The sequence below is a fragment of the Thioalkalivibrio sulfidiphilus HL-EbGr7 genome (assembly GCF_000021985.1).
GTDB lineage: Bacteria > Pseudomonadota > Gammaproteobacteria > Ectothiorhodospirales > Ectothiorhodospiraceae > Thioalkalivibrio_A > Thioalkalivibrio_A sulfidiphilus.
The window spans coordinates 1,364,741-1,376,741 of sequence record NC_011901.1; the positions used below are offsets into that span (position 1 = coordinate 1,364,741).

Annotated in this window: 12 protein-coding genes; 6 read left to right on the forward strand and 6 right to left on the reverse strand. The window is 67.2% G+C overall.

Annotated features, from left to right (window positions below):
- Positions 1 to 3: 3 nt before the first annotated feature.
- Positions 4 to 456, reverse strand: coding sequence for a hydrogenase expression/formation protein (locus TGR7_RS06355; protein WP_012637839.1), 453 nt, complete (start codon positions 454 to 456; stop codon positions 4 to 6).
- Positions 453 to 956, reverse strand: a complete 504-nt coding sequence (locus tag TGR7_RS06360; protein ID WP_012637840.1) for a HyaD/HybD family hydrogenase maturation endopeptidase — start codon at positions 954 to 956, stop codon at positions 453 to 455. The genes TGR7_RS06355 and TGR7_RS06360 overlap by 4 nt, the downstream gene beginning before the upstream one ends.
- A 298-nt stretch (positions 957 to 1,254) precedes the next feature.
- Between TGR7_RS06360 and TGR7_RS06365 the strand changes: the two genes are divergently transcribed.
- From TGR7_RS06365 to hypE, 6 genes are all read left to right on the forward strand, one after another.
- Positions 1,255 to 1,503, forward strand: coding sequence for a HypC/HybG/HupF family hydrogenase formation chaperone (locus TGR7_RS06365; RefSeq protein WP_012637841.1), 249 nt, complete (start codon positions 1,255 to 1,257; stop codon positions 1,501 to 1,503).
- A 47-nt stretch (positions 1,504 to 1,550) separates the two neighbouring features.
- Positions 1,551 to 1,916: a hydrogenase maturation nickel metallochaperone HypA/HybF gene (locus tag TGR7_RS06370; RefSeq protein WP_012637842.1), complete on the forward strand. Its 366-nt coding sequence runs from the start codon at positions 1,551 to 1,553 to the stop codon at positions 1,914 to 1,916.
- Positions 1,909 to 2,742 (forward strand): hydrogenase nickel incorporation protein HypB, encoded by an 834-nt coding sequence (gene hypB, locus TGR7_RS06375; RefSeq protein ID WP_012637843.1) that lies wholly within the window; start codon positions 1,909 to 1,911, stop codon positions 2,740 to 2,742. The genes TGR7_RS06370 and hypB overlap by 8 nt, the downstream gene beginning before the upstream one ends.
- On the forward strand, positions 2,739 to 3,845 hold the full coding sequence (gene hypD / locus TGR7_RS06380; protein ID WP_012637844.1) for a hydrogenase formation protein HypD: 1,107 nt from the start codon (positions 2,739 to 2,741) through the stop codon (positions 3,843 to 3,845). Before hypB ends, hypD begins: the two co-directional genes overlap by 4 nt.
- Positions 3,835 to 6,108, forward strand: a complete 2,274-nt coding sequence (gene hypF, locus TGR7_RS06385) for a carbamoyltransferase HypF (RefSeq protein ID WP_012637845.1) — start codon at positions 3,835 to 3,837, stop codon at positions 6,106 to 6,108. Before hypD ends, hypF begins: the two co-directional genes overlap by 11 nt.
- A gap of 316 nt (positions 6,109 to 6,424) precedes the next feature.
- Positions 6,425 to 7,423 carry a hydrogenase expression/formation protein HypE gene (gene hypE / locus TGR7_RS06390; protein ID WP_012637846.1) on the forward strand — a complete coding sequence of 333 codons (999 nt, stop codon included), beginning with the start codon at positions 6,425 to 6,427 and terminating at the stop codon, positions 7,421 to 7,423.
- 227 nt (positions 7,424 to 7,650) lie between these two features.
- Here hypE and TGR7_RS06395 read toward each other — a convergent pair whose 3' ends face one another.
- The 4 genes from TGR7_RS06395 to fdxA all read right to left on the reverse strand — a co-directional run bounded on the left by TGR7_RS06395 (position 7,651) and on the right by fdxA (position 11,955).
- Positions 7,651 to 7,830 carry a hypothetical protein gene (locus tag TGR7_RS06395; RefSeq protein ID WP_012637847.1) on the reverse strand — a complete coding sequence of 60 codons (180 nt, stop codon included), beginning with the start codon at positions 7,828 to 7,830 and terminating at the stop codon, positions 7,651 to 7,653.
- Positions 7,831 to 8,056: 226 nt separating this feature from the next.
- Positions 8,057 to 8,623, reverse strand: a complete 567-nt coding sequence (locus TGR7_RS06400) for a YSC84-related protein (RefSeq protein WP_012637848.1) — start codon at positions 8,621 to 8,623, stop codon at positions 8,057 to 8,059.
- Between the two features lie 132 nt (positions 8,624 to 8,755).
- On the reverse strand, positions 8,756 to 11,632 hold the full coding sequence (locus TGR7_RS06405; protein WP_012637849.1) for a PD-(D/E)XK nuclease family protein: 2,877 nt from the start codon (positions 11,630 to 11,632) through the stop codon (positions 8,756 to 8,758).
- A complete protein-coding gene (gene fdxA / locus TGR7_RS06410) occupies positions 11,632 to 11,955 on the reverse strand; it encodes a ferredoxin FdxA (RefSeq protein WP_012637850.1) in 324 nt (107 codons plus the stop codon). Before fdxA ends, TGR7_RS06405 begins: the two co-directional genes overlap by 1 nt.
- Between the last annotated feature and the right edge of the window lie 46 nt (positions 11,956 to 12,001).

Sequence of the window (12,001 nt, forward strand, 5' to 3'; positions counted from 1 at the left end):
GCCTCAGTCGGGTGGTGGGTTGTCTGTCTGTGGTTTCCTGTCGTTCAGTGCCTCGCCGAGACGCTCAAGCGCGTCGGCGATGTCCTCGGGGTGGGTGGGCGCGATGGCCGGCACCCGGGCGATCTCGATGTGCGTGAGCGCCGTACTGCCGAGCAGGTTCTGGTAGTCGATCCACCAGACGCCCCCGTAGGCGGTCTCGTAGGCCTCGGTGGGCCCGGCGGCCTCCACGGTCATGCTGACCTCGCCCCTGCCCAGGGCCTCCCTGAGCTGGCGCCGGTCGGCCTCGGTCAGGGGCAGGCCCTTGAGGTCGATGGTGTGACTCTCGCTCCGCTCGTGGAGATTGACCAGGTGGGCGTGGATCTCCCGCAACAGCGCATCGGCCATGCCCGTGATCACGTCCTCGCCGTCGAACTCGGGCGCTTCGATCCTGACCGGGATGCCGTCGAGGCCGCTCATGGCTTCCAGCGCTCCAGCAGGCCTTGCACCGCTTGGCAGGCCCGGGGGATGGCGGCTGCGACGGCGGGGGAGGGTGTGTTGCCCCAGTCCATCACCCCGGGCTGGATGCCCACCAGGGCGCGGCGGGCGGGCAGTCGGCCTTCCAGGCTTGAAATGGCCAGCAGGTCACGCAGGCTGACTTCATGCACGCTGGTCTTGCGGCCGTTGCCGACGAAGTCGTCCATGTCCGCTCCCTCGAACACCCGCACGGTGCCGGGCGCAGCGTCCAGCTGGGCGGTGTCGACCACGATGAGGGCAGCCGCCTCGCCAATGGGGCCTGCCAGGGTGAAGCTCAGGGTGCCGCCGTCCATGTAGTCCACCCGGGGCGTATCGGGGGCCAGTCGCACCAGCGTTTCAATGACATGAACACCCACCCCCTCGTCCTGCAGCAGGGTGTTGCCAAGACCCAGGACCAGGGTCCTGGCGGTGTCTTCTATCACGGGGTAGGCCTGGGCCTGCAAGGGACGGCTTCCTGCGCGGATGATCGATGGATTAGATACTAGCAGCGGTTTTTAACTTCGCTAGTGATCTGGAGCAATTCCTTGGTGGAGAGTTTCGCGAATCGCCAGGGTCGTGAATTGGCCTTCAAAAAACAGGGTTTCTCGCCAGGACGCGAAGACGCCAAGAAAGGCATTCTTAAATTGAATTGCTTTTCTTGGCGTCTTCGCGTCTTGGCGAGAGATCAGGCCTTGTGCTCTTGATCGACAAAACTCCATGGTCTCTAATGGACGCTGACCATTCCGTCAGGGTAGCCCCGCCATGTGTCTCGGGATCCCCATGCGTATCGTCGAGATCGATCGATTCAACGCCCGCTGCGAGGCCAAGGGCGTGGAGCGCACCGTGAGCCTGTTCCTGCTCCAGGACGAACCCCTCGAACCCGGCGATCACGTGATGGTCCACGTGGGCTATGCCATCCAGAAGATGAGCGAGGCGGACGCCCGCACCGCCTGGGATCTCTACGACGAGATGCTCCTCGTGGAAGGCAGAAGGATGAAGGATGAAGGATGAGGCGTAAGGCGTAAGGCGTAAGGCGTAAGGCGTAAGGCGGATGAAGCATGCATGAACTTGCCGTTTGTCAGTCCGTGATCCGCCAGGCGGAGGCCGTTGCCCGGGAGCATGGCGCGCGCGGCATCACCCGGATCCGGTTGCGGATCGGTGTGCTGTCCGGGGTGGAGCCGGAACTGCTGGCGCGGGCCTTCCCCCTGGCCCAGGCGGGCACGCTGGCCGAAGGCGCAAGCCTGGAGATGGAATCGCTGCCCGTACGGGTGGTGTGCAACCGCTGCGAGGCGGAGTCGGAGGTGCCCGCCAACCGGCTGCTGTGCGGTGTGTGCGGCGACTGGCAGACCCGGGTCATCAGCGGCGAGGAGATGCTGCTGGAGAGCCTGGAGCTTGTGACGGCAGAGGAGGGCGAACATGTGTGACACCTGCGGCTGCAACATCACCCCGGGCAACCGGCACCTGGTGATCAGCGGCAGGCTCTCGACGACCGACAACGGCCAATCAGCCGTCAAGGTGCTGCAGGGCCTGCTGCATGAGAACGACCGCCAGGCCGCCCACAACCGCGCCCACTTCGACAGCCGTGGCGTGCTGTGCATCAACCTCATGTCCTCGCCCGGCGCCGGCAAGACGGCCCTGCTGGAGGCCACCCTCCAGGCCCTGGGGGATGAACTGCGCATCGCGGTGATCGAGGGGGACCTGGAGACGGAGAACGATGCCGAGCGCATCCGCCGCCACGGCGTCCCCGCCGTCCAGATCACCACCGGCACTGCCTGCCACCTGGATGCGCACATGGTCCACGATGCCCTGCATCAGCTGGATCTCTCGGGCCTTGACCTGGTGTTCATCGAGAACGTGGGCAACCTGGTGTGCCCGGCGAGCTTTGATCTCGGCCATCACCGCAACGTCACCCTGCTGTCGGTCACCGAGGGCGACGACAAGCCGGCCAAGTACCCGGTGATGTTCCGCGCCGCCGATCTCATGCTGCTCACCAAGACCGACCTGCTGCCGGTGCTGGACGATTTCGACTGTGACGCCGCCGAGACCGCGTTGCGCAACCTGGCCAACCCGGCGCCGGTGATCCGGGTGTCGAGCAAAAATGGCGCCGGCATGGACGCCTGGCTGGACTGGCTGCGCGACGAGATCCGGACTCAGCGCGATCGCCTTGAAGAGGGCCGAAGCGCCCGTCCGGCGGTGCAGCCCGACGGCGCCCGCCTGCATGCCCACGCCCATCATCAGCACACCGAATGAGCCAGGACGCCCGCCAGTGGCTTGAGCGCATCCGATCCCTGGATCTGCCTCCCCGGGTGCGCATCATGAACGTCTGCGGCGGGCATGAGCGCTCCATCACTTTGGCGGGGCTGCGCTCCGCGCTGCCGCCATCCATCGAACTGATCCCCGGTCCAGGTTGCCCGGTGTGCGTCTGTCCCGAGGAGGACATCTACCAGGCCATCCAGCTGGCGCTGCACGAAGACGTCACGCTGGTGGCCTTCGGTGACATGTTGCGGGTGCCGGTCAACGTGAAGAAGAGCGAGGCGCGCTCCCTGGTGGAGGCCCAGGCGGCGGGTGCCGACGTGCGTCCCATCGCCTCGCCCACCGAGGCGGTGAGCATCGCCCGTGACCATCCGGATCGGGCCGTGGTGTTCTTCGCCGCCGGCTTCGAGACCACCACCGCGCCGGTGGCGGCCATGCTGGCCGAGGGCGTGCCGGAGAATCTCTCGGTGCTGCTCTCCGGGCGCCGGACCTGGCCGGCGGTGGCCATGCTGCTGGAATCCGAGAGCCCTGGCTTCGACGCGCTTATCGCCCCGGGCCACGTGTCCACGGTCATGGGTCCCGAGGAATGGGACTTCGTGGTGGAACGCCACCACATGCCCGCCGCCGTGGCGGGGTTCACCCCCGAGAGTCTGCTGGCGGCCACCTACTCGGTGCTGCGTCAGCACATCTCCGGCGAGTATTTCCTGGACAACTGCTATCCGGGCGTGGTGCGTCCGGGCGGCAATCCCACGGCACGGCGGCAAATGGAACGGGTACTGGACGTGGTGGATGCCAACTGGCGCGGTGTGGGTGTAATCCCGGACTCCGGCTTCGAGCTCACAGCCGAACTGGCCGCCCACAATGCCCGGCGGCTGTTCCCGTCCTACCAGGATGCCGCCCGCAGGCGGGCCGGCCAGATGCCCCCGGGTTGTGATTGTGCCAGGGTGGTTCTGGGACGTATCTATCCTGACGAATGCCGCCTCTACGGCAAGGCCTGCACGCCGCGCAACCCGGTCGGGCCGTGCATGGTCTCCGACGAGGGGGCGTGCCGCATCTGGTGGGCCGGGGGTGTTCGGCAGCAGAGGCCGCGTGTCGCCTGAGACCCGCCGCCTGCGCATCGGCGGGCAGGTGCAGGGGGTGGGTTTTCGTCCCTTCGTCTACCGCCAGGCCCTGAGCCTCGGCATTCGCGGCTGGGTGCAGAACCGCACCGGCGAGGTGCTCATTGAGGCGAGCGGCGAGCCGGATCTTCTAAAGACCTTTCTTCACCGCCTGTTGTACGAGGCGCCGCCGCTGGCACGTCCACGGCTCATGGAACAGCAGCAACTCTCCCAGGCATCCGCGAGCGATTTCCGCATCCTTCCCAGCGATGCCGGGGCACCGCCCCGCGTCCATGTGCCGCCCGATTTCTTCACCTGCGATGCCTGTCTGGGCGAACTCGCCGATCCCGCTGCGCGCCGGCATCGCTATCCGTTCATCAACTGCACCCAGTGCGGACCCCGCTACACCCTGATCCGGGCACTGCCCTACGACCGGGCCAACACCGCCATGGCCGGTTTCCACCTGTGCGAGGCCTGTGGCGCCGAGTACCGGTCGCCCGCGGACCGGCGCTTCCACGCCGAGCCCCTGGCCTGTCCGGTCTGTGGGCCGACGCTGACGTACAAGGGTCCCGAAGGGGCGGCCTCGGGCAACGAGGCGGCCCTGGCCGCCTGCGTCGCCGCCCTGAAGGCGGGACGCATCGTGGCGGTCAAGGGCGTGGGCGGTTACCACCTGCTGTGTGATGCCACCGATCCTGCCGTGGTCGCGCGCCTGCGTGAACGCAAGCACCGGCCCCACAAACCGCTGGCCGTGCTGTTTCCCTGGGAGGGCGATGACGGTCTCGCGTCGCTGCGCCGGCATGCCCATCCAGGCGATGCCGAGGCGGCCCTGCTGACAGGGCCCGAACGGCCCATCGTCCTGGTGACGCTGAAGGCGGACCTTGGTCTGGCCAAGGGCATCGCGCCCGGGCTGTCCGAAGTCGGCGCCATGCTCCCCTACAGTCCCCTGCATCACCTGCTCAGCCGGGACTTTGGCGCGCCACTGGTGGCCACCTCCGCGAACCGTTCCGGTGAGCCGGTGTTCATCGCGGCCGCCGAGGTGGAGGCGGCGCTCGGTTCGGTGGCCGATGCCTTCCTGCACCACGATCGTGACATCCTTCGGCCTGCCGATGACAGCGTCATGAGGGTGATTGGAGGACGCGGGCGGCGCCTGCGCATCGGGCGCGGGCTGGCGCCGCTGGAGTTGGACTTGCCACGTCGAGTCGAGCGGCCGACGCTCGCCGTGGGCGGGCACATGAAAAACACCATCGCGCTCGCCTGGGAGGAGCGGGTGGTGATCTCGCCCCATATCGGCGAACTGGACAGCCCGCGCAGCCTCGCGGTGTTCGAACAGGTGATCGGGGATCTCGGTGCGCTCTACCGGGTGACGCCCGAGCGGGTGTTGCACGATGCCCACCCCGGCTATGGCTCCACCCGCTGGGCGAAGGCTCACGCGCAACGTCACGGGCTCCAACGGCGGCCGGTGTTTCACCACCACGCCCACGCGGCGATGCTCGCCGGCGAACACCCGCAGGTGGACCGTTGGCTGGTGTTCACCTGGGACGGCACAGGCTTCGGCGAGGACGGCACGATCTGGGGCGGTGAGGCGCTGCTGGGTGTGCCCGGGCACTGGCGAAGGGTGGCGAGCCTGCGACCCTTCCGGTTGTCCGGGGGCGAGAAGGCTGGCCGTGAACCCTGGCGATCGGCGGCCGCACTGGCCTGGGAGACGGGCCGGGACTGGCAACCGGAGGGGCTCGACGTCTCCCTGGCACGTCAGGCCTGGGAACGGCAACTGAACACCCCGGTCTGCACGGCCATGGGCAGGGTATTCGATGCCTGCGCGGCGCTTGCAGGCGTGATGCAGCAGACCAGCTACGAGGCCCAGGCGCCCATGGTCTGGGAGTCCCTGTGTCGTGAGGCGGACGCATCAATCGAGGTGCCGAGCCTGCCGCTTGAGCAGGACGCCATGGGCGTGCTGCGCATGGACTGGTCGCCGCTGGTGGCGCTCATGCTCGACGGGCAGCGTTCGATCGTCGAACGCAGTTGTCTGATGCATGAGGCGCTGGCCGAGGGCCTGGCGACGCAGGCGATGCGACTGCGAGAGATCCATGGCGAGTTCACGGTGGGCCTGAGTGGTGGCGTGTTTCTCAACCGGCCACTGGTGGAGCGCGTCATGCAGCGGCTCGCGTCACGGGGCTTTGCCGTGCACCTGCCCGAACAGATCCCCTACAATGACGCGGGCCTGAGTGTCGGCCAGATCATCGAGACTCTTTTCTCCACACCCGCTTGAGCCGCATGTTGTCCCCAAGGTGACCGGTGGCTTCATGTACTTTTCTCAACTCATGATTGAAGTTGAGCTGTTTGGCGGTAGAGTTGCGGTGACATAACCTAATCGCCGTTGGCCTATCGCGATGCGTTTGGCCTCTCGTCCTGCCTCCCTTGCGGATAGGGCGGCCCGTGGCCGCCTGCTGACCGGTGGACCCGTGGCTGAGGCGGATACAGGGGACGGCGGGCACGGCCCGCCCTATGCGTCTTCTGGAAGACGAAGGCGTGAGGCAGGTGGAGAGGCTGCAATCGTTGGTGATCCTTGGTGCATAGGGGCAGACATGACACAGCAACGCATCACCCTGGCCCACGGCAACGGCGGGCGCTTCATGCGGGAACTCATCGACGAGGTCTTCGCGCGCCATCTCAACGACGGTCAGCTGGACACCCACACGGACGCCGCTCACCTGAATCTCTCCGGTGACCTGCTGTTCACCACCGATGGCTTCACCGTGAAGCCGCTGGAGTTTCCAGGCGGCAGCATTGGTTCCCTGGCCGTGCACGGCACGGTCAATGATCTAGCCGTGGCCGGTGCCATCCCGCGCGTCCTGTCGCTCAATGTGTTCATCGAGGAAGGGCTCGAGTTCGCGCAACTGGAGCGCATCGTCGCGGATCTCGCCCGGGCCGCCCGGGACTGCGGCGTGCAGGTGGTGGCCGGTGACACCAAGGTGCTTCCCCACGGCGAGTGCAGCGGGTTGTATCTGGCCACCAGCGGCATCGGTGTGCGTGCCACGCCCGGCGTGTTGAGTCTTCGCAACATCCGGCCCGGGGACGTGCTGCTGGTGAACGGTTCGGTGGGCGATCACGGCACCGCCGTGATGCTCGCCCGTGAGCAGTTCGGTCTGCGCGGTGATCTGCAATCGGATGCCGCCAGCGTCCTGCCCTATGCCCAGGCCCTGTTCGACCTGCCGGGCATTCGCTTCATGCGCGACCCCACCCGGGGCGGACTGGCCACCGTGGCCCACGAGATCGCCAGTGCCTGCGGCCTGAGCGTGCGCCTTTCGGAGCCCGCCATCCCGGTGAAGGATCCGGTGCGCGCCGTGTGCGAGATGTTGGGTTATGACCCCTATTACCTGGCCTGCGAGGGCCGGGTGGTGGCGGTGGTCGCCGAAGACGCAGTGGACGAGGCCCTTGCCCGTTGGCGCGGCATCGACGGCAGTGAACCGTCACTCATCGGTCAGCTGGAGACGGGTGCTCCGCGGGTGATCCTGGAGACTGAATTGGGTGGCCAGCGATTCCTGGAAGAGCTTGAGGACGATCCGTTGCCGCGGATCTGTTGAAAGGCGTTTTGCCACAGAGGGCACAGAGGTCACAGAGAAAACCGTTCTCTCGCGGAGGCGCGGAGGCGCAGGGAAAATCTTGGGGATCAAAAGGCCGTAACTCTCGCCAAGACGCGAAGACGCCAAGGAAAAGCATTTTCAAACGGGTTTCATGGCGTAGTGCCTTGAATCATGAGCGATGAAATCGTGAATCGTACGCAGATCGGCCTTGGCCGGATCCGACCAGATCACCACGATTCAATCTCGTGCTTCAGCGCCTCGCTGGGGGTAGTGCGGCCATGCTCTACAGCCTCCTGGCCCTTGCGGATCTTATCCAGGACATAGAGTCGGTACATGATCTCGTCCATGTCGGTGTCATCGGGCAGCTTGGCGATGGCCTCCAGGGCATCCTGTTTCGCGTGTTGCATAACGTCCTCCGGAATCGGTGTTGAACGGGAAGAGGGGAAATCTCTCGATTCAAACCCTGCGACGCTGTGTCTCGGTGTGAGAAAGCGAATGATAGGACTTTCTTCGCACCTTTATAGAGTCTCCGGTTTTTGCTTCTAAGGATGTTCCCTGCGTCCCCGCGCCTCCGCGAGAGAAAGGTTTTCTCTGTGACCTCTGTGCCCTCTGTGGCAAAAACCGCAGTCAGTTTCACTTCGGTGTATAGCTGAACTTCTGTCCGCCGATGCTCGCTTCGTACATGAGGCCGCCCTTGGCCACGGTGAATACGGCCATGCCGCGGTAGTAGTTGGCCACGGCGCGGGCATCGTGCTGGGTGCCGCTGGCGCCGGCGGTGGCGCCGGTGGTGCCGACGCCCGCGGAGGCACCCGCGGTGATGGCCACGGCGGAGGCCTGGGCACCGAACTCGAAGTTGCCGCCGGTGAATTCCCGCAGCGCCCGCTGGTCCTCGAAGAAGATGATCTGACTGTAGGCCTGTCCGCCCAGCTGGAAGCCGACAGTCACCTGGGTCATGCGGGTGTCGCCAATGTGATTGCCCCGTTCGTAGACCCGGCCCCGACCGTGGGCGCCGCCGATGCCGATGCCGCCCCGTCCGATGGTGGGGAACACCGCGTAGCCGTAGGCGTTGTCGAAGAAGTGCTTGGACTCGATGGCCTCGCGGAAGACCTGGAGGGTGTCCTCGTAGGCATCGGCCCAGGCCTGACCCAGGGGCAGGAGCAGCAGCAACAGACTCAGTGTGAACAAGCGTGTGATCTTCATGGTGTCTCTCCTGTTGTCCGCTCGGGGGAGCGTTGACCTAGGGTGTTGCCTGATTCTAGCCCTTCACCCACCTACTTCTCACCGCCCCGTTCTCACTTCTCACTTCTCACTTCTCACTTCTCACTTCTCACTTCAAAGGCCCTGTTCCCAGCTGCCGCGACGGCACACCACGTCCATGGTGCAATGCTGGCAGGCCTTCTCGTCACCCCAGGCGGGCATGGGGCTGCCCGCGCGCAGGCGCTCCAGCAGCTGCAGCAGTCGCGTGGCCACGGCCTCGCGCAACGCTGTCAGGGCCTCGCCTTCCAGGCTTGCACCCGACTTGACCTTGTCCCGGTCCAGGTGCAGGTATTCCACCCGCTGGCTGTCTTCCAGCAGCAGGGCATAGGTGGGCAGCTGCACGGCCTCGCCGGCGTCCACTTCCTTCTGAGCGGGCGGCGTACCGGTCTTGTAGTCGATCACGCCCTGGCCCGCTTCGCCCGCATCCACCCGATCCAGACGGCCCTTGAGGACCGTGCCGGTGGCAAGCGCCACCTCCCGTGATACCTCGGTGTCCTGCACCTGCCAGGCCTCGGCCCGCTCAATGGCCCAGTCCAGGTAGGCGGGGATCAGGGCGCGCCAGCGGGCGAGCCAGCCCCGGTGCATGAAGTTGTCTTCCAGGTCCTTTTCGAACACCGCTTTGCTGATGGTCTCAAGCAAGGTCTGGGCCTCGGCGCGGTGAGCTTCGTCGAGAGGCCCCTGCCAGGGACCGGGCAGTTCCGGCGTGCCGCCATGGAAGGCCTGCAGACACAGATGCACCCGTTCGCCGTAATCGGCCTTGCTCAGGGCCTCGGCCAGTTCCTCGGGGGGGGCAAGCCCCAGACCGCGCGCGGCGTAGAAGCGGTAGGGACAGTCGATCAGATCCTGGTGGGCGCTGGCCGAGAGTTTGGCAGGCACATGGGCGGCGGGCAGCAGCGGTGCCGGACGTTGCGGGGTGGCCGGCAGGGGGGCCGTGTCCGGGCTCTGCACCAGGGCGTCGGGCGTCTTGAGCCAGGCCTCCAGGGCCTCGTCCCTGAGCGGTGCGCCCCAGGCCAGGCGGTGGAAGGCGTCGATCAGTTCCACCCAGGGGGCGGGGCGCTGCGGGCCGCCGCCCCGTTCCCGCTGCCAGGTGATCAACACCCTGGGCGCGGCCTCCAGCAGGCGCCGGAAGCGGCCCTGCTGGCGGGCCACCCGGTCATGCCAGGCCTCCAGGCCGAGGGCATGGCGCACGCCGTCGTTGAACAGGGCGCGCACCGGTTCGTGGCCGGGCAGGTGTTCACCGTCGGCGGCGGCGATGATCAGGGCGTCGAAACGGGCCAGCGCGGTCTCGCCGAGGCTCATGAGCCGCACCGGCGCGGGCCGTGGGTGGGGGCGGAAATGACGGGTCTCCAGCACCCGCCCCAGCCAGGTGCGGAATTCCCGCCAGTCCATGGACAGCGGCCGCGAGCCGAGGTCTGCGGCCATGGCGCGCACTTCCTCCAGCAGCCGGCGTCCGGCGGGGTCCGCCTCCAGGCTTGCCTGCATGCCCAGCCGGCGCAGGCTCTCCTGCAGGGCGGCCAGCCAATCGCCGGCGGGCCGGGCCGCGCCCCGCACCAGACCCCTGAAAGGCACGGCGGCCTCTTCCAGGGCATCCAGCAGGCTGGCCACCGCCCGGGTGCTGCGCTCGGAGGCCGGCCCCAGTCGCCGGGCTCGCTTGAACAGGTGCTCACGCATGCGGGCCAGATTCCTGGGGATGTTCTCCCGCAGCATCACGTCCTGTTCCAGGCGGTACACGGCGAACAGGTGTTCTTCAGTGCGCTCCGGGAACACGAAGGGGGACTTGAGCACGTCCATGAGGGGCTGGTATTCGAAGTCCTCTTCCAGGGCCTCCAGCCAGCGTTCCAGGGCGGCGGCGGCGCGGGTGGTGGACAGGGCCCAGCCGCCCGGGTCGTCCAGGTCGATGCCGGCGCGCTCCAGCAGGGCCCGCAGACGCCGGGCCAGGCGCCGGTCGTCGGTGACCACGCCGATGTGGCGATGGCCTTCCAGCAGCCAGGCGCGGATGCGGATGTCCAGGGCGGCGGCCTGGGCCTCGGCGTCCTCGGCGCCGAGCAGGGCGAGACGTGGCGTGGCGGGGCTGCTGGGATGGCGTTGCGCGAAGGCGAGGGCGCGTTCACGCAGAGGTGCCCCGTCGGTGTCGAACGCCTGGTCCAGGAAGGCGCTGAAAGGTGTCTGAGGGTCTGCGCCGTCGGACGTCGGTTGCGGCATGCCCGGCGCGGCGGGCAATCCCACCAGCCAGTGCAGACGACCCTCGCGGGTCAGGCCGTTGAGCAGTGCGGTTTCGGCGGGCAGGAGTTCATCGTAGCCGGCCGCATACAGGCTGCCTGGGGGGATGTTGCCGGGTTCGAGGCATGCCAGGGCACGCAGGTAGCGGGCATCCGGGTCTTCCCGGCCTTCCTGCCGCTGCTGCTCCAGCCAGGCGTGCCAGAGGGTGTGCACGATGCGGGCCTCACGACCCAAGGGTTCCAGGCAGGCCGAATCATCACCGCCCAGCCCGTAGGCCTCGCGCAGCCTCTGTACGAAGGCCTCGTAGGCGGCGGGCGGGGTGGCGCCGCTCAGGGTCAGTTCCCGGAACAGTTCCAGCAGGGTGTCCACCAGGCGCCAGGTATCGTGGCGCTCGAACAGCTGCGGGTGTTCCCGCAGCGCTTCGAAGAGCATCAGTTCACGGCCGTGATCGCCGAGCAGCGGGGCGCCGTGCGCGGGGTCCTGTTCCATCACCCACTGGCGCAGGCTGGTGATGCGCGGGCCCAGCAGGGCCTCGACCCCCTGTTCCCGGGCGGCGGCGAGCAGCAAACGGCGCAAACGCGCGTCCCCGTGGGCACGGGGACGCAGGAGGGTGACTGAGGTGAGATCCGGGAGCCGGTCCCGGTGGTCCTCGACGATGCGTCGGGCCAGTTGCTCGAGGGGGTCGGTGCCGGGGGCAGCACCCTCAATCCGGGTGGCCTGTCCCGACGACACTAGCGCTCCAGGTATTTGAGCTTGTCGGGCTTGCCGTCCCACTCCTCGGCGTCGGCGGGCGGTTCCTTGCGGGTGGTGATCACCGGCCACTGGCGGGACAGCTCAGCGTTGAGTTCCAGGAAGTCCTCCTGGCCCTCGGGGATGTCATCCTCGGGCACGATGGCCTCGGCCGGGCACTCGGGTTCGCACAGGGTGCAGTCGATGCACTCCTCCGGGTCGATGACCAGGAAGTTGGGCCCCTCGTGGAAGCAGTCCACGGGGCAGACCTCCACGCAGTCGGTGTACTTGCACTTGATGCAGTTTTCGATGACGACGAATGTCATGGGCGGGCCTCTTCTGGATATTTTGCCGCCAAGTGTATCGGCAAGG